Below are 17,639 nucleotides of genomic sequence, written 5' to 3'. Positions count from 1 at the left end.
TCTCCACGGCAAACATCCCTGGCCGCTCCAAAAGGAGCAGCCTAACCAATGGCCGGCTTTTACACCGCCGCGCTCAGCAAATCGCAGGCGCTCCATTGGCCTGGTTTGTCACCGCCCTCCACAGTGGATGAATGCGCATTTTCGTCGGGCACTAGGCCACGTGGACAAAGGTTGACGCGCGTCTGATCGGTTGATTCAAGGCTGTCTTTTGGAGGCGGCATTGGGCGAGCGGATTGGGGTTTCGGATGATGAGTGGGCTCTGATAGGGCCCCTGCTGCCGTCGGAGCGAGGACGTGGCTGCCGACCCGCGGGAGACAACCGGCCCTATTTCGAAGGCATGGTGTGGATGGCGCGGACAGGCGCGCAATGGCGGCATTTGCCGGATGAATATGGCAAGTGGAACAGCGTGTTCCGGCGGTATCGTCGCTGGGTCGTGACGGGCGTGTTCGAGGCCATGCTGGAGACCCTGGCCGCTGTCGTCGAGCGGGATGTCAGCGCCGACATGATCGACAGCACCGTAGTCCGGGCGCACCACTGCGCCGTCGGGCTAAAAAAAGGGATCAAGAATTCGAAGGGCTCGGCCGCTCGCGAGGCGGTTTCACAACCAAGCTGCACGCCCGCTGTGATGGTCAGGGGCGACCGCTATGTTTCGTCCTGACGCCGGGCCAGGCCCACGACGTGAAGGGCTTCGGGCCCTTGTTCGGGATGCTGGCTGACCGGATTGAGGCCCTGCTTGCCGATAAGGGCTATGACGCCGATGCCATCCGCCAGGAACTCGCCAAGGCGGATGTCGAGGCGGTCATTCCAACCAAAAGTAACCGCCGCATGCCGATCCCGCATGATCGCGAGAAATACCGTTGGCGCAATCTCGTCGAGCGCTTGTTCAGCAAGCTCAAGAACTGGCGCCGTGTCGCAACGCGTTATGACAAGACAGCAGAGTCATATCTCGGCTTCGTCGCGCTCGCATCAGTTACGCTGTGGCTGCCCTTTGTCCACGTGGCCTAGGCGACCTGTTCTACGGCCCCTATCCCGAACATGGCGCCGAATGGATTACGCCAACACCTGCCAGTATGCTCGATGATCCACGGCTACTCTATCTTCGGATCTGAACCGGAAGGCGCGCTGCGCTGAAGTTCAGGCGGTATGCTGGCAGGTTCGTGCTATTGAGTAGGTACGCGCTGGGGTCCTGATCATGCCGCTTCAGATCGCTGCCCATCTGCTGGAATGCCAGCAATTTGCAGGTGGCTGGTTGCCTGAACCAGAAACTCTTCGTTTGGCAGATCCCGGTGATCGATCCACCACTTCGCGTCGTAGATGCGCAGGCAAAGGTTGCAGTCGGCCTCGGTGGTTGTGTGCGAGGTCGCGGCCAGCAAGGCCAAGCGGCTAGGTGTTCAGTCCCGGCATCTGGTGGATCGGGTTGACGATGAACCGGTCTGGCTCTGACGTCCAGATCTTGGCGATGTATTCGTAGGGTGTGAGGCCGCTGAGCGTCTTGAGCCGGCGGGCAAAGTTGTAGGCGGCCATGAAGTCGGCGAGGTGCGTCCGAAGCTGGTCGTGGCTCTCGTAATGGAAGCGTTTGACGGTTGCCTCCTTGATGGTGCGGTTCATCCGTTCGACCTGACCGTTCGTCCACGGGTGGTTCGGCTTGGTGAGCCGGTGCTCGATGTCGTTTGCCTCGCAGATCATGTCGAAGCGCATCTGGCGCGACCAAGCGGTGTTCCGGTTGCGCGGCTGCTCGACGAACTGAATGCCATTATCGGTCAGGATCGTGTGGATACGGTAGGGCACGGCTGTCAGCAGGTGTTCGAGGAACTCCCATGCTGTGCGCCTATCCGCCTTGTCGACCAGCTGGGTGACTGCGAACTTGCTGGTGCGGTCTATGCCGACGAACAGATAGAGCTTGCCCTCAGCGGTCTGCACCTCTGCGATATCGATGTGGAAGAAACCAATCGGATAACGCTTGAAGCGCTGCCGCTTCGGCTTGTCGCCCTCGACATCCGGTAGCCGTGAGATGCCGTGCCGCTGAAGGCAACGATGCAGCGCTGACCGGGTCAGATGAGGGATCGACGGCTGCAACGCATAGAGGCAGTCGTCGAGCGGCAGCAGCGTGTGCCGCCGGAACGCCACTACCATTGCCTCCTCCGCCTCGGTCAGGGTCGTTGAATGAGGGGCCTTCGGCCCGGTCTTCAGATCCTCGACCGTTGCCCTCTTACGCCACTTCGCAACCGTCTTGGGGTTGATCCCCAGCTCTCGGCTCAGCGTCGAGAGCGAAGCTTGCGATCGCTGTATTGCTGCTCGGACGGCGTGCGTGGTCGTGGCGCTCCCGTGACGTACCTGTCCCATACGGCTTCCTTCCATTCCAACGAAAGGATCGCACCATCAAACCGTGGGATCAAACACCTAACTCGGCTTGGCGCTCGATTTAACGTTTTCATGCCCGTCGGAGAACATCTCTGCCGATCCGCTGCTCACGGTGGAACGAAAGATCGTGTGCTACCCGAAGACGGGTGAATGTAGGGTCAAGTCCGAGCGCCTGAAGCAGTTCCGCACCGATCAAAGACGAGCTCAGGGCGGGCATGACGACACCCTCGATGATCGCAGGAAGCACATCCTTGGTGAACGCAGATCCGTTCTTTCGGTCCGAGGCAATTTCGTTTGAAAGCCGCCCGAACCGCTCAAACAACGCTTGGAGCAACGGGCTTTGGTGGGCGGATAGCCAAGCTATCAGCCTTCCGACACCACTGTCGTGGAATGCGTCGAACACCAGATCGACGAGATCGCGTTCATCAATAGCGCCATTCTTTAAGGCGGACGCCCCAGTCCGGACCTCAGCTAGAAGCGCCTCGACTAACGCATCTGCTACTGCTGCCTGAAGGTTCGCGGCGGTGCCGAAGTGATGGGTGATGCTGCCGTGCGCCATTCCTAGCGCGCTAGCGACGCTCTGGAGCGTCACGGCTGCGGGTCCCTCACGCAGAAGAATAGCTTTCGCGGCAGAGATTGCCTCGCCACGAAGTTCATCCGGTTGGCGCCGTCGCCGAGTTGGTGCTACCGCTATTGTCACCAATGACAATATATGCGATTGAGGCTTCCTCGTCAATGAGCTCAGGTGGGGACGACCAAAATGCCCGAAGGTGGCAGTAGCCATGTATGTACGTTCGACGTGACTTCTATCGATATCGATCACATGGGTCATGTGAACAACACAGTCTATCTCCGGTGGGTACAGGAAGCCGTCACCGCGTTTTGGATGGGTACAGCGCCGAGCGATGTCGTAGATACAGTCTCGTGGGTCGCCCTCAGGCATGAAATTACGTACAGGGCTCCTGCGTTCCTAGATCAGCAGGTAGAGGTTTTAACGCTTGCTCAGCGTCTTGTCGGGGCAAAGGCGCACTTTGAGGCTACCATCAGGCGGGGTGGAACAGTTCTGGCAGACGTTAGAAGCATATGGTGTAGTCTCGACGCTGCGTCGCTTCAGCCGGTCAGGCTAGCAACAGAGGTTCGCGACCTCTTCTTTGAACGTGTGAGCAAGACGGCATAGTTACCATTTGATTATAGGCGAATGGCTATCGGTAACTCTTAGCTCCCTGAGTACGCACTCGGATATTGCCGAAGGCTTATCGGAATTCTGCCCCGCTATGCGTTATAGCGAATTGTAGTTTCCGTTCGTTAAGACATCCCAATGCCGTCAGTTTGCGAGGCTCGTGGAGTGAGCTACTCCACTCACCACTCGCTTGGCTATCACCGGCACATCTTCGAGCGGGTGCGCGAGTTGGCGGTAAGCGCGGTGTGAAGACCGCGGATTATGCGGCTTGCGCAACCGGCTGATCCGCCGGCGGCATCCAGTTCCAGGGCATGAGTTCGTCCCAGCGGCTTGTTGGCCAATCACCCGCGATTTTGGCGATGACGTCGGCGATATAGGCTTGGGGGTCGACGCCGTTCGCCTTGCAGATCTGGATGACGGTGTAGATGGCCGCAGCACGCTCGCCGCCTGCGCGCGAACCGGCGAAGAGCCAGTTGCGGCGTCCGACGGCGACACCGCGCAGCGCACGCTCCGCGATATTGTTGTCGATCTCCAGGCGGCCGTCGTCGAGGAAGCGCGACAGTGCCGGCCAGCGCTTCGTGCCATAGCGACAAGCCTTTGCCATGTCGGACCTGGGCGACAGATGGCGAAGGGCGGCGTCGAGCACCTCGCGCAAGGCCTCGACCAGTGGCCGACTTTTCTCCTGTCGGGCTCGACAACGCACATCGGGCGGTTGGCCGCGGACCTCGGCCTCGACGACATAAAGCGCGCCGATACGCTCGAGTATGTCGGTGGTCAGCGGCGTGGGCGACCGCTCGTGCAGGTCGAAGACCTTGCGCCGGAAATGCGCCCAGCACGCGACCTCGCTGACGCCATCATGATACAGTCCGTCATAACCGGCATAGGCATCGGCCTGTAGAAAGCCGCGGAAACCGGCGAGATGGGACGTTGGGTGCGCGGCGGTGCGGTCTGGCGTGAAGCGATACCAGGTCGCGCGCGGCGCCGTGCTGCCGGATGCCTGGTCGTCGGCCGCGTACACCCACAACCGCCCGGTCGCGGTCTTGCCCCGGCCGGGGTCGAGCACCGGCACGGGCGTGTCGTCGGCATGGATCTTGTCGGCCTTGAGGACTTCGTCGCGGATGCGGCTGACGATGGGGTCTAGGAGCGCCGCGGCCTGTCCGGTCCAGCCCGCCAGCGTCGAGCGGTCGATATCGCCCCCTTGCGCGGCCATCATCTCGACCTGGCGGTAGAGCGGCAGATGGTGGTCAAACTTCGAGACGACCACGTGCGCCAGCGTCGCGAAGGTCGCCTTGCCGCGTGCCACGGCGCTGACCGGGGCGGGAGCCTGGACAATCTTCTCGCATACCCGGCAACTGTATTTGGGGCGGACGTTGCACACGACGCGCCAGCGCACCGGCACGATGTCGAGCATCTCTTGCGCGTCCGAGCCGAGCGCGCGCAATGCACCGCCACAGTCCGGGCAGGCGCAGGCACCCGACGCCGGCTCGTGGACAACCTCCTCGCGCGGTAGATGTCCCGGCAAACTACGAACGGGCACCGGCTGTGCCACTACGCCGGGGGCCGCCGCCTCGGGCACAGGCGCATCACGCTCCGTCTCCAGCTCGTCCAGCGCCAGTTCGAGCTGCTCGATCTCGCGGCCTGGCTTCTCGGACGAGGCGCCGAACTGCATCCGCCGCAGCCGCGCGATCTGTCCGCGCAGGGTGTCGATGAGCAGGTCGCGGGCGGCCAGCGCAGCGTTGGCCCGGGCGAGCGAAGCCTCCAGCGCGGCGATCCGCGCGGCGGGATCAACAGAGGAAACGGGCGCTTCCGACACCCTGTTTCCATAGCAGATTGCAGATCGGCGAGCGAGGAAAAGTGGCGAAAAACTGCCGTTCCTACCCCGCCAGTGTCGGCGTGAACGTCCGCTCGGGGCGGCGCCAGTCAATGCCCTCCAGCAGCATCGACAATTGTGTCGGCGTCAGCGTTACCGTGCCGGTTGCGGTTACCGGCCAGACGAACCGACCCCGGTCGAGCCGCTTGGAAAACAGGCAAAGCCCCTGGCCGTCGAACCACAGCAGCTTGACCAGATGCCCCCGCTTGCCGCGGAACGCGAACAGCGCACCCGAATGCGGGTTCTGCGCCAGCACCTGCTGCACCAGCACCGCCAAACCATCGAACCCCTTGCGCATGTCGGTCACGCCGCACGCCAGGAACACCCGCGTCGGTAGCAGCACCGGGCTCACCGCAGCACCGACAGCACCCGTGCCAGCGCGCCTGCATCCACCGCGGCATCCACGCTCACCCGCACGCCGCCCGGCAACTCGATCTGTATGAACCCCGATGGACATGGCGCCTGCTGTGGCGCTGGCGGCGTCGGCTCTGCCACCTGTACCTCGGCAAACACCGGCAGCGATGGCACCGCTCCGGCCAGCTTGCCCTCCCGCAACTGCCTGCGCCACGTGTAGATCAGGCTGCTCGACACCTCGCGATGCGCGATGACATCGCAGACCCGTATCCCCGGCCGGAACGCCTCGGCCAAAATCTCCAGCTTCTCCGTGTCCGACCATCGGCGCCGGCCTGATACCCGGCCGACCACCTCCATCCGACCAGTCATACGAGTAGTCGTATGACCAGTCGTAGAACCGACAACTTCCCGCACAGCCCGCGCCCTCGTCAAAGGCGACAAGCATCCTGACCGCCAGCGCTACCGCAAGGCGGCCTGCCGACCACGCTTACAGTTGGCGCTTATGTCTGTGCAATACGTCGCACGCAATCAGCCGATATCGCCGTCATTGTTTCGACAGTCGGGAGCGCGCGTGGGTGTCGATGGTCGACACTATCAATTACTGACAAACAGAAATCACATGTTCGGATAGTTCGGGCCACCGCCGCCTTCCGGCACAACCCAGTTTATATTCTGCGTCGGATCCTTGATGTCGCACGTCTTGCAGTGAACGCAGTTTTGAGCGTTGATGACGAACTTGGGACTGCCGTCCGCAACACCGACCACTTCGTAGACACCGGCCGGGCAGTAGCGCTGGGACGGTTCGTCGTAAAGCGGTAGGTTGTAGGCGATCGGGATCGAGGGATCACGCAGCTGCAAGTGGATGGGCTGATCCTCCTCGTGGTTCGTGTTCGACAGGAAAACCGAGGAGAGACGGTCGAAGGTCAGGACGCCATCGGGCTTGGGGTAGACCGGCGGTTTCACTAGGGCCTTCCGTTCCAGCGTGTCATGGTCGGGATGATGATGCAGGGTGAAAGGCATCTTCAGCCCGAAATGCTCCAGCCACATGGTTATGCCGGACAGGCCGGAGCCGACGAAATCCCCGAACTTCTTGACCAGCGGCACGACGTTGCGGACGACGGACAGCTCCTTCTTCAGCCAACTCGTCTCGAACGCAGCCGGATAGGCGGCGAGTTCGTCGCCTTCGCGCCCCGCCCGGATTGCTTCGAACGCGGCCTCAGCAGCCATCATCGCGGACTTCTGCGCGCCGTGCGTGCCCTTGATGCGCGGTACGTTGAGGAAGCCGGCGGAGCAGCCGATCAGCGCGGCGCCGGGGGCGACCAGCTTAGGGATCGACTGGAGACCCCCGTCATTGATCGCGCGCGCTCCGTACGAGACGCGGCGGCCACCCCCCAGCAGGTCGGCGATGGCGGGATGCGTTTTCCACTTCTGCATTTCCTGAAAGGGGGACAGATACGGATTGGTATAGCCGAGCCAGGTGACGAAGCCGATCGACACCTGGCCATTTGCCTGATGATAGATCCAGCCGCCGCCGTTTGCGTCGCTGCCCAAGGGCCAACCCTGCGTATGCACCACCTTGCCGGGTTCATGCTTCGCGGGATCGATGTCCCACAGCTCCTTGATGCCGAGGCCATAGACCTGTGGGTCACTCTCGGCGGCGAGATCGAAGGTCCGGATCAGTTCTTTGGTTAGGTGACCGCGCACGCCTTCGGCGAAGAAGGTGTATTTCGCGTGAAGTTCTAGACCGGGCTGATAGTCGCCCTTGCGCGTGCCGTCGCGGGCGACACCCATGTCGCCCGTCGCTACACCCTTCACGCGCCCATCCTCGTGAAACAGGATCTCGGCGGCTGCGAAGCCGGGGAAGATTTCCACGCCCATCGCCTCGGCCCGGCCGGCGAGCCAGCGGCACAGATTGCCGAGCGAGCCCGTGTACGTTCCCTTGTTGTGAAGGAAGGGCGGCGTCCAGAGATGCGGCAGGTTGAACTTCTTCCTGGTCGTCAGCACCCAATGATGGTTCTGCGTCACCGGCGTTTCGGCAAGCGGGCAATCGGTCTCCCGCCAGTCGGGGATCAGTTCGTCGAGGGCACGCGGGTCGATGACCGCTCCCGACAGGATGTGCGCGCCGACCTCCGACCCCTTTTCGAGAACGCACACCGACATGTCGGTACCCGCCGCTTCGGCGAGTTGTTTCAGCCGGATCGCGGCCGTCAGACCGGCGGGGCCGGCACCAACGATCACCACGTCGTAGGGCATTGATTCCCGTTCGTTCATGCCTTGCACTCCCGCGTCGTCATGTAGCCCACCTCGCTTCCGGATCCGCTCGAAATGGGCGTTCCGTCTTGAAGCTCGTCAAGCGAGGAGCAGGGCGGGATCGACCGCATAAAGTTCGGCCGACGAGGCTCGCGCGGCCGCCGCCAAACCCAAGGCTTCGGGCACGATCTGGTTGAGATAGAAGGCGGTCGTTGCCTTCTTGGCCTGCCATAAATCGTCATCCGAAGCTGCTCGACCCTGCGCTTCCATCAACCACCCACAGACCGCGACCGACAACATCGTCAGGAACGGATAGCTGGCCGCCAGGCGGTCGTCCGCATCGGCACCCGCAAGCCGACGTCCCGTCTCGTCGCACACGTCGATCAGTTCCGTCAGTGCGGCGGTCTGAGACGTTTCACGCATGTCGGCAATCAGGGAAGCGAACGCCGAACCGTTCCCCATTCCGAGCTTACGACCGACCAGGTCCGCAGCCTGGATGCCGTTCGTGCCTTCGTAGATCGGGGTGATGCGAGCGTCCCGGAAGTATTGTGCCGCTCCGGTCTCCTCGACATATCCCATCCCGCCATGCACCTGCACACCAATCGATGCGATCTCGTTGCCGAGGTCCGTGGCATGAGCTTTCGCAAGGGGCGTGAGGATCTCGAGGCGCTCGCGCGCAGCGGCGTCGCCGAGCGTCGTCCGGTCCACTTGGGCCGCAGCGTAGTATACCAGCGCACGTGCGGCCTGGGTCTGCGCCGCCATGCGCATCAGCATGCGACGGACGTCAGGATGGTCGGCGATTCGGACCGGTTTGCGGTCGGTAGCCCCGGATCGTGCGGACTGCACCCGCTCCAACGCATAGGTAACGGCTTTTCGGGTAGCAGCCTCCCCGATCTGCACGCCCTGCAGACCGACGTTCAGTCGAGCGTTGTTCATCATCGTGAACATCGCCCGCATTCCGCCATGCTCAGGACCGATGAGTTCGCCGACGCAGTCGTCGTTGTCGCCGAAGCTCAAGACGCAGGTCGGGGACGCATGAAGTCCCAGCTTGTGCTCGATGGAGACTACCTTGACGTCGTTGAACGCCCCGAGATGGCCCTCCTTGTCGAGGCGGAACTTCGGAACCAGGAACAGCGAGATGCCACGCGTTCCGGCCGGAGCATCAGGAGTACGAGCCAGAACGAGATGGACGATGTTGTCGGCCAGGTCGTGATCACCGAACGAGATGAAGATCTTTGTGCCCTTGATGGACCACGTGCCGTCGCCCCGCGGCACGGCTTGCGCGCGTAGCGCTCCCACGTCGGATCCCGCCTGTGGCTCGGTCAGGTTCATCGTACCGGTCCAGGCACCGGTTGCCAGCTGCGGCAGGAATTTTGCCTGCTGTTCGGGCGTACCGTGGTGAACCAGCGCCTCGATGGCACCAACCGTCAGCGTAGGACACAGGGCGAAACCGGGGTTGGCAGTGCCCAGCAGTTCCAGCACCGCGGTCTGCAACGTAAACGGTAGCCCCTGCCCACCATGCTCTTCGGGCACTCCGATGGTACCCCATCCGCCTTCCACGTACGCGCGATAGGCCTCCGGATACCGGTCGGGAAGGACAACCCCCTGCTCAGTCCACTTGGCGCCGACCGTGTCTCCTGCGTGGTTGAGCGGAGCCCAGACCTCGGTCGCGAAGGTGGCCGCCCCCTCGATTATCGCCTCGATGACGTCGTCGCTGGCGGCGGCAAAACGTTCGCTCTGGGCCAGATGCCCGATCTGGGCAACGTGGTCGAGGACGAAGCGGATTTCGCTCGTTGCTGCGATCGCTGTGCTCATGCTCCGGCTACCTTCGACTGTGCTTCCACCGCGGCCGCAGCATCGGCCGCTAGCGCAATGGCGATCTCACGAAGCGCTTTCTTGTCGATCTTGCCGACGCTGGTCCTGGGTAGACCGTCTGCAACATGGATGATCGATGGAATGGCGTATCGGCTTATTTGTCCGGCCACTGCTTGTTTCGATAAAGCGTCGTAAAGCCGCTCCTCCGAGATGATTTCGTCGGGTGCGGCTGTCACGAATGCGATAGGACGCTCGCCCCAGCGGGGATGGGCGATGCCTACGACAGCGGCCTCGGAAACCGCTGCATCCTCCATGAGGCGCGCCTCCAGGTCGATTGAGGAGATCCATTCTCCGCCCGACTTGATGACGTCCTTCAGACGGTCGACGATGCGGATGGCGCCGTCGGCGTCCTTTTCGGCCACGTCCCCGGTATGTAGCCACCCGTCTTCCCAAAGCGTGTCGGATGCGTCCTGGCTGCCGTACCCTTGCGTCAACCAAGGTGCACGCAGGACGAGTTCTCCGCCACGTTTTCCATCAATCTTCGCGTAGACCAACGGGAGGGCGAATCCTGCACGACTAAGACCGTGCGAGTCCTCGGCCTCACCCCGCGCAAGTGCGATCACCGGTCCGGTCTCCGACATGCCGAACCCCGCAAGCGTCGTTATACCGACCTCGAACGCTTCCTCCACCAACGCCGGTGGCAGAGCCGATCCGCCGATAACGATAGTCCACGGTCCAAGCGGTTCGCCAGCGGCGGCATCGATAAGCATGCGAAGCAGCGTTGGAACGCAGTGAGAGAAGCTGACGTCCTCCGTGCGCCGAAGCCGCAGCAGGGTCGAGGGATCGTAACGTCCGGGATAGACCTGCTTGAGACCTAGCATCGTGACGGCGTAGGGGGCGCCCCACGCGTGGACATGGAACATCGGCGTGATCGGCATGTACACGTCGGCCCGTGTCAGGTTCTGGCCTTGAGGTTGACTGGCGAGAGTCGACGTGAAGGCCAGCGTGTGCAGCACGAGCTGGCGGTGGGTGAAGAAGACCTGCTTGGGATCTCCGGTCGTGCCCGTCGTGTGGAACGTCGTCGCGATGGCGTTCTCGTCGAAGTCCTCGAACTCGTAGGTCGGATCGGTCCCGTCGAGCCATTCCTCGTACGACTGCACGCCCGGAGTGGTCATCGGAATCGCTTCGCGAAGCCCCGGTAGATGTGAGCAGATTGCGTCACACAGTGGGCGGAAGTCGTCGTGGTACAGCACGACCGATGCTCCGGACTGCTGCAAGGTGTACCCAATCTGCATGGGTGACAGCCGGACGTTCACCGTCTGCAGGATCGCGCCCATCATCGGTATCGCGAAGTAGCATTCGAGGTAGCGGTGACTGTCCCAGTCCATCACGGCGATCGTGTCGCCCGGACGGACGCCGCGCGCCGCCAGCGCCGTCGCCAGACGACGCACCCGGTCAACGAATTGACGATAGGTGAAACGCAGTCCTCCGCTGACGATCTCCGCGCTGCTCTGCTCGGCCACGTTCGCGAGCAGATGGCGGATGAGCAACGGGAAGGCGTATGCGTCCCTACCCGCGGTCTGAAGTATCTTTGGCTGGCTCACCGCGTCATCCGTATCGTTCGAGTTGTCTTGGACGCCCCGCCCGAAACCGGGCGGGGCGCGTGGATCAGAAGTTGAAGTTGATGCCGGCGGTATAGAACCGTCCGATCACGTCGTAGAGTTGCGGGTTCGTCCTGTTGTACTGGATCAGCGTTCCGGTCGGAGCGAGCGGCGGATCCTGATCGAACAGGTTGTTTACCGTCAGGTAGAAGCGGAACTTTGGGGCGACCTTGAACGACGCCGTGAGGTCCGTGTAGAACACGTGGTCGACGGTGTTGTCCTCGATCGTGGTCGGCTCGCTTCGGGTGACGTCGTAGCGACCGGCACTGATGAAGCGCTCTTGCGCGAACAGTTCGAACGTGTCGGACGTCCACGTCACGTTGCCGACCACGTTCCACCTCGGGTTGCTACTAAGTCCGACTTCCCCGGCCCGATCGACAATATTGCCGTTGGTGAAGATCTGCTGCTGCTTCTCCAGATAGCTGGCGACCACCCGAAAGCCGGCCTTGCCGCCGAAGACGTCGCCTGACGGACGATAGCCGACCTCGATATCGACGCCGCTCGCCTTCAACTCGTTGAGGTTCAGGGTCGGACTCGTGATGCGCGTGATCGTCCCGGCCGCGTTCCGGGTGATGTTGGCGCACAAGGCGTCGTTACCCGCGCGGCACTGGTCGAGGGTCAGCTGCGGCGTCAGCGACGTGATGATCCCCGACACATTGATCGAATAGTAGTCAGCGGACAGCGTCAGCCCCGGCGCGAAGTCTGGCTGCAGGACGATGCCGCCGGTGTAGGTCTTCGCGATCTCCGGCCGGAGATCGGCGTTGCCGAGCGTCGCCAGAATGATCGGAACCGTGACGTTGTTCTCGATCACCGCGCCTGTCTGCTGCACGATGCCGGCGAACAGTTCGGGCACGTTCGGTGCGCGAATGTCGCGCGACGCGGTTCCCCGCAGACGCAGGCCGGCCACCGGCTCCCAGACCGCGCCGCCCTTCCACGTCGTGACGCCGCCGCTGGTGCTGTAGTTGATGTACCGGACAGCCCCGTTGACGTCGAGTGCGTGGAGGAACGGCTGATCACGCGCGAGCGGGACGGCCGCTTCGCCGAACACCTCCCAGAGGTGGTACGACCCGGCCACCGGGAACACGTTGCTGAGCAGCAGGCCGCCGGGCTGGTTCAGATAGGCCGCGGGAAACCCCCGGATGCCGGTCGCATCGTTCACGCTGTTGGCGAGGTCGTTGGTCGTCTGATCGAGCTCCACGCGCCGATACGTACCGCCCGCTGCGAGGGCCACATCGCCTGCCCAGGTCGCGAACGGGGTCGCGCGGATCGATAGGTCCGCGACGTCCTGCTTCACCGTCGTGCGGAACGCCGGGTTGACCTCGACATAGCGGATCGCCTCCTGGGATGGGGCGCCGACGCCGAACAGGTTGATCGGGACGCAGCCCGGGTACAGTCCCGGATTCGTCAGCGAGACACGGCAGACGATCTGGTTGGTCGCGGGGTCCCGGACCGCGTCGGCAGCGGCGTAGAGGCGTTCGAGCGCCACGTTGTTGTTGGTGCGGATCGTGGTCCGGTTGCGGCCCCGCTCGTAATAGCCATCGATGGTCAACCCACCACCGCCGGTGTACTTGAAGCCTGCGGTCAGATCGAGGGTCCGACCCTTGGCGAGCGCATTCGCCGGCGTGCCGAAATCGAAGTTGACGCGCCCCATCGCGAACGCTGGCGTGTTGGTTTGGGTGAGCACCTGCTGCACGGCGGGGTTCAGGAATGCGTTCCCGCTGAAGATCGTGAAGCCGTTGAATCCGCCCAGATTGAACTGCTGGATCTGATTGTACTCCGTCTTCGACAGGCCGAGGGCCGCCTGCCCGAAGATCGTGAGTGATGGGGTCACGTCGAATTCGGCATGGGTGAAGTAGTTCTGGGTCTCGATCCCGGCAGAGAGGCTCGAGAAGGCCTGCGCGCCGTCGCCACCGACCTGGATGAGACCCGACTGCGCGGTCCCGCGCGAGAACGGGACCAGCGTGCCCCCCGGCCCGAACTGGCGGAGCGCGAGCGGGCCGCTCAGGATCACACCTCCCGGGGACGCGGTCGCGGCCCGCAGATTGTCTCGGAAGATCAGCTGGCCGCGATTGGCCGGATTGTTCAGGAAGCCCGTATTGCTCCGGCCCCATTCGCGATCCGCCAGGCTGCCGATCTGCTGGACATCGTAGTAGGAGGCGCTTGCCACGATACGTCCGCGGTCGTTCGCGAACGACGTACCCGCGCTGACGCTGCCCTTGATGCTCGCGCCATCGCCGCGCTCGGAGACCCCCGACTGCAGCGTCCCCTTGATGCCCTTGAAACGGTTGTCCAACACGAAGTTGACTACGCCCGCGACCGCGTCTGATCCGTAGGCGGCGGACGCGCCGCCCGTGACGATATCGACCCGCTTCACCAGATCGGACGGGAGCAGGTTGACGTCGGTCGCGCCTTCGCGCGAGGACGGTGCTGCACGACGCCCGTCCAAGAGGACCAGGGTACGTTGGACACCGAGGTTCCGGAGGTTCAGGAAGCTGCCGGCGTTCGGGCCGGTCGCGACGACGTTCCCGGTCGTGGGGCGGGTGGATCCGCGAAACGCCGGCAGCATGTTCAGCGACTCCGCGATCAGTCCGGGGTTTGCCTTCACCAGCTGCTCACCCGAGGTGACCGTCACCGGCGTCGGCGCCTGCGAACCATCGGCGATTGCTCGCGAGCCCGTGACGATGATGTCGGCTATCGCATCCTCATCGCCGGATGCCGGCAACGCCTCGGCACTACCCTGGAGCGGGGGCGTGGTGGTCGATGGCGTCGACGATGCGGTCTGCGCCAGCCCAATGGATGACCATGAACACAACGCGAGCGTGCAGATGCCGGCAAAAAGCCTGCTCTTCATAATCCTACTCCCATCAAAGCCGGGGTTCGTTCCCGGTCTCTTGAAGCGGAGGATGACGCCGCCGCGAAACGGCGTCAATCATATTTCTTTGCGTTGCAGGAAATAAGTTGCCGCACGCCGAATCACGTAAAACTTTTTTTCGAAAGCGAGGGCGGTTAAGCGCCACATCCAGCGGCTCTGGCAACGAAAGGGCTACCCAGCGGCCAACGAGGTCGGCACAGCGGCGACATCAGACGGGACAGGATGAATGACGAAGGAGCAGACGGAGACAAAACGCGAGGCGCGCCGTCTTCAGGCGGAACGACGTCAGGATTCGATGACATTGATCCTCGATCATGCCGAAGCGGAATTCGCCGCCAAGGGGTACAACGGCGTCACCATCTCGAGCGTGGCCTCGAGCGCCGGCGTCGACACGTCGCTGATGCGCTACTACTTCGGCGACAAGGAGAAGCTGTTCGCCGCGGTATTCCGTCGGCGTGCCCCGGAAGCGAACGCCGCGCGCCTTGCGGCCTTGGGCGCCTATCGTCCATCGCTCGGCAACGGCGGCACACTCGAGGGTTTGCTCGACGCCTTCATGCGGCCCGCATTCGAGATGGCCGACATTGACGACAAGCATCGGAACTACGCTTCGATCGTCGCCTACGTGAACAGCAGTCGGGGCAAGATGTACGAGCTGATGTCCGAGACGTTCGACCCGGTCTCCTGGGTACTGGTCGACGACATGAAAATCCTCCTGCCCCACGCGTCGAAGGAGAAGCTGTACTGGAGCTATCACTTCCTGACCGGCTCCTTTACGTTCTCGCTAGGGCGGACGGGACGCATAGATCGACTCTCGTCGGGTCTCGTGCATTCGGACAATTTCCTCGGGATAGCCGACCGACTGCCCGTCTTCGTGGCAGCAGGAATCCGAGCGCTCTGTGCACCGGACGGCCCGCCCGATCTCAATTCGCCTTCCGACGAAGACCGATCTCCTACGTAGCCAACCCATCATCATGACGGCAGATCGCGGTGCGCCCACCCGAACCGGAGTACGGGGGTGGAACGGAGTGCGTCACGAGGATCTCCCGATCCCCGTGACGCATCGTCCGATCAAGCTGCGAACTGGTTCATCGTGTTGTGCGCGCCGCCCGCCTTCAGCGCCGCCTCACCAGCAAAGTACTCCTTGTGATCGTCGCCAATGTCCGACCCGCTCATGTTCTGATGCCGGACGCAGGCGATACCCTGCCGGATCTCCTGTCGCTGGACGCCCTTCACATAGCCGAGCATCCCTGCCTCGCCGAAGTACTCCTTCGCCAGATTGTCGGTCGACAGAGCGGCGGTGTGGTAGGTCGGTAGGGTGATGAGGTGGTGGAAGATGCCTGCCCGCGCGCTGGCGTCCTTCTGAAAGGTGCGGATGCGCTCGTCGGCTTCCGTTGCAAGGTCGGTCGAGTCATAGTCGGCGCTCATCAGCTTTGTACGATCATAGGTCGAAAGGTCGCGACCCTCGTAAGCCCAGCTGTCGAAGACCTGCTGACGGAAGTTCAATGTCCAGTTGAAGCTCGGGGAGTTGTTGTACACGAGTTTGGCGTTGGGCACGACCTCGCGGATACGATCGACCATGCCGGCGATCTGCTCGATGTGCGGCTTCTCGGTCTCGATCCACAGCAGGTCGGCGCCGTTCTGGAGTGACGTGATGCAGTCGAGGACACAGCGGTCAGCGCCTGTGCCTTCGCGGAACTGGAAGAGGTTCGACGGAAGGCGCTTGGGCCGCATCAGCTTGCCGTCGCGCTCGATCACGACATCGCCGCGCAGTGTCGACAGGTCGCGCACCTCCTCGCAGTCGAGGAACGCGTTGTACTGGTCGCCGAGGTCGCCCTTCTCGCTGGAATAGGCGATCTGCTTGGTGAGCCCAGCGCCGAGCGAGTCGGTGCGGGTCACGATGATCCCGTCGTCCACGCCCAGTTCGAGGAACGCGTAGCGACAGGCACGGACCTTCGCGAGGAAGTCCTCGTGCGGGACGGTCACCTTTCCGTCCTGATGGCCGCACTGCTTCTCGTCGCTGACCTGGTTCTCGATCTGCAGCGCGCAGGCGCCGGCCTCGATCATCTTCTTGGCGAGCAGATACGTCGCCTCCGCGTTGCCGAATCCGGCATCGATGTCGGCGATGATCGGCACGACGTGCGTCTCGTAGTTGTCGATGGCGTGGACGAGCCGCTGGGCCTCCATGTCGTTTCCGCTCTCGCGGACGTGATCGAGCTCCCGGAACATCATGCCAAGTTCGCGGGCATCGGCCTGCTTGAGGAACGTGTACAGTTCCTCGATGAGCGCCGGTACGCTAGTCTTCTCGTGCATCGACTGGTCGGGGAGCGGACCGAAGTCCGAGCGCAACGCCGCCACCATCCAGCCTGAGAGGTACAGGTAGCGTCCCTTGGTGGTGCCGAAGTGCTTCTTGATGCTGATGAGCTTCTGCTGGCCGATGAAGCCATGCCAGCAGCCCAGCGATTGGGTGTAGGCCGCCGGGTCCGCGTCATAGGCCGCCATGTCGCGCCGCATGATGGAGGCCGTATACCTGGCGATGTCCAGGCCTGTGTTGAAGCGGTTCTGCAGACGCATCCGCACCACGGCCTCGGCGTCGATCCCGTCCCATGTGCCGCCTTGCTGACGGATGAGTGCGGAGGTGCGGGCGGTCTGATCCTGGTAAGTCATGTCGAAATCTTCCAAAGGTTTGCGGCCGCGGCATGACGCAGCGCTACTTCCGACGCCGAACTGGCGTAGGGGCGGCGTCGGCCGTTGCGGTTGGTCGTGAAAGCGTCCGCTCGGCGATCAGCCCAGACGGCCCAGGCGATGGTACAGGTTGGAAAACTTCGACGAGCGGGGATCGTCGGCGATCTCCCGGACGTACGCTCCGACCGCTTCCTTCAGGAGACTGAAATCCTCCGTCGAGAACACGGCGCGACTGCGCGGCGGTTCTTTTGTCATCTACTGTCTCCCAATCCGCGATCGGTAATCCGTCACGGTTGGAGTGTAAAAAGCATACGGAATCACCAAACCCCAACAGCATCGTGTCGATAAAGCAGTCTGGATGTATGGTTTGGCAGTTTTATAACTGTAGTTCTGTAAATAATTTACAAGAGATTCGTAGCTTCAGCGGTGCAAATCAAGCAGCCGATGCACAATACGGGGGCGCTACATAGGACGGGCACAGATATACGCTCTCATGACTGCCATCCGAGATACTGCCCGAGTTTACCCCTTCGCTGGCCGCAAGACCAGCGTTCGCATTGACCTTGGCGGGTGTGCCGCGGACGCCTGATCGAC

The 17,639-nt window shown here is 62.7% G+C and carries 15 protein-coding genes; 3 read left to right on the top strand and 12 right to left on the bottom strand.

From position 1 onward, the window contains the following. Positions 1 to 232 precede the first annotated feature (232 nt). Positions 233 to 1,005 (top strand): IS5 family transposase gene (locus ABLE43_RS21955; protein WP_306286198.1). Its coding sequence is split into 2 segments (ribosomal slippage): positions 233 to 568 and positions 571 to 1,005, totalling 771 coding nucleotides; the frame shifts between segments, so codons are not numbered across the junction. Between the two features lie 185 nt (positions 1,006 to 1,190). Here the strand turns inward: ABLE43_RS21955 and ABLE43_RS21950 are convergent. The 3 genes from ABLE43_RS21950 to ABLE43_RS21940 form a co-directional block, all read right to left on the bottom strand. Continuing rightward, positions 1,191 to 1,379 carry a hypothetical protein gene (locus tag ABLE43_RS21950; RefSeq protein WP_348980147.1) on the bottom strand — a complete coding sequence of 63 codons (189 nt, stop codon included), beginning with the start codon at positions 1,377 to 1,379 and terminating at the stop codon, positions 1,191 to 1,193. 4 nt (positions 1,380 to 1,383) lie between these two features. Next, entirely contained in the window at positions 1,384 to 2,343 is a 960-nt protein-coding gene (locus ABLE43_RS21945; protein WP_348980146.1) for an IS481 family transposase, read from the bottom strand. A gap of 88 nt (positions 2,344 to 2,431) precedes the next feature. Then, a complete protein-coding gene (locus ABLE43_RS21940; protein WP_348980145.1) occupies positions 2,432 to 3,145 on the bottom strand; it encodes a TetR/AcrR family transcriptional regulator in 714 nt (237 codons plus the stop codon). Here ABLE43_RS21940 and ABLE43_RS21935 point away from each other — a divergent pair. Beyond that, positions 3,122 to 3,538, top strand: a complete 417-nt coding sequence (locus ABLE43_RS21935; RefSeq protein ID WP_348980144.1) for an acyl-CoA thioesterase — start codon at positions 3,122 to 3,124, stop codon at positions 3,536 to 3,538. The two genes, ABLE43_RS21940 and ABLE43_RS21935, sit on opposite strands and share 24 nt — an antisense overlap. 262 nt (positions 3,539 to 3,800) lie before the next feature. Here ABLE43_RS21935 and tnpC read toward each other — a convergent pair whose 3' ends face one another. From tnpC to ABLE43_RS21900, 7 genes are all read right to left on the bottom strand, one after another. Beyond that, positions 3,801 to 5,354 (bottom strand): IS66 family transposase, encoded by a 1,554-nt coding sequence (gene tnpC, locus ABLE43_RS21930; RefSeq protein WP_425475302.1) that lies wholly within the window; start codon positions 5,352 to 5,354, stop codon positions 3,801 to 3,803. Between the two features lie 61 nt (positions 5,355 to 5,415). After that, a complete protein-coding gene (tnpB, locus tag ABLE43_RS21925) occupies positions 5,416 to 5,763 on the bottom strand; it encodes an IS66 family insertion sequence element accessory protein TnpB (protein WP_348980143.1) in 348 nt (115 codons plus the stop codon). Beyond that, complete coding sequence (gene tnpA, locus ABLE43_RS21920; protein WP_348980142.1) at positions 5,760 to 6,122, bottom strand: IS66-like element accessory protein TnpA; 363 nt, start codon at positions 6,120 to 6,122, stop codon at positions 5,760 to 5,762. Before tnpA ends, tnpB begins: the two co-directional genes overlap by 4 nt. Positions 6,123 to 6,380: 258 nt before the next feature. Continuing rightward, complete coding sequence (locus ABLE43_RS21915; RefSeq protein WP_066690508.1) at positions 6,381 to 8,036, bottom strand: electron transfer flavoprotein-ubiquinone oxidoreductase; 1,656 nt, start codon at positions 8,034 to 8,036, stop codon at positions 6,381 to 6,383. Positions 8,037 to 8,114: 78 nt separating this feature from the next. Next, the gene (locus tag ABLE43_RS21910) at positions 8,115 to 9,830 is read right to left on the bottom strand and encodes an acyl-CoA dehydrogenase family protein (RefSeq protein WP_066690511.1); all 1,716 of its coding nucleotides are present in this window, start codon (positions 9,828 to 9,830) and stop codon (positions 8,115 to 8,117) included. Next, complete coding sequence (locus ABLE43_RS21905) at positions 9,827 to 11,434, bottom strand: long-chain-fatty-acid--CoA ligase (protein WP_241215529.1); 1,608 nt, start codon at positions 11,432 to 11,434, stop codon at positions 9,827 to 9,829. The genes ABLE43_RS21910 and ABLE43_RS21905 overlap by 4 nt, the downstream gene beginning before the upstream one ends. 64 nt (positions 11,435 to 11,498) lie before the next feature. Next, positions 11,499 to 14,342 carry a TonB-dependent receptor plug domain-containing protein gene (locus ABLE43_RS21900; protein WP_084401565.1) on the bottom strand — a complete coding sequence of 948 codons (2,844 nt, stop codon included), beginning with the start codon at positions 14,340 to 14,342 and terminating at the stop codon, positions 11,499 to 11,501. A 247-nt stretch (positions 14,343 to 14,589) separates the two neighbouring features. On the opposite strand from ABLE43_RS21900, the gene ABLE43_RS21895 reads away from it, so the two are divergent. After that, positions 14,590 to 15,321: a TetR/AcrR family transcriptional regulator gene (locus tag ABLE43_RS21895; RefSeq protein ID WP_066690514.1), complete on the top strand. Its 732-nt coding sequence runs from the start codon at positions 14,590 to 14,592 to the stop codon at positions 15,319 to 15,321. A 110-nt stretch (positions 15,322 to 15,431) separates the two neighbouring features. Here ABLE43_RS21895 and ABLE43_RS21890 read toward each other — a convergent pair whose 3' ends face one another. Together ABLE43_RS21890 and ABLE43_RS21885 are read right to left on the bottom strand one after the other, a co-directional pair. Next, the gene (locus ABLE43_RS21890; protein WP_066690520.1) at positions 15,432 to 17,027 is read right to left on the bottom strand and encodes an isocitrate lyase; all 1,596 of its coding nucleotides are present in this window, start codon (positions 17,025 to 17,027) and stop codon (positions 15,432 to 15,434) included. A gap of 117 nt (positions 17,028 to 17,144) precedes the next feature. Then, on the bottom strand, positions 17,145 to 17,300 hold the full coding sequence (locus ABLE43_RS21885; RefSeq protein ID WP_198158548.1) for a hypothetical protein: 156 nt from the start codon (positions 17,298 to 17,300) through the stop codon (positions 17,145 to 17,147). Positions 17,301 to 17,639 lie beyond the last annotated feature (339 nt).

Origin of the sequence: Sphingomonas silueang, from assembly GCF_040049155.1 — a bacterium.
Taxonomy (GTDB): domain Bacteria; phylum Pseudomonadota; class Alphaproteobacteria; order Sphingomonadales; family Sphingomonadaceae; genus Sphingomonas; species Sphingomonas silueang.
Note: the sequence above shows the minus strand (reverse complement) of the source record. Positions and strands in the feature narration are given on the sequence as shown.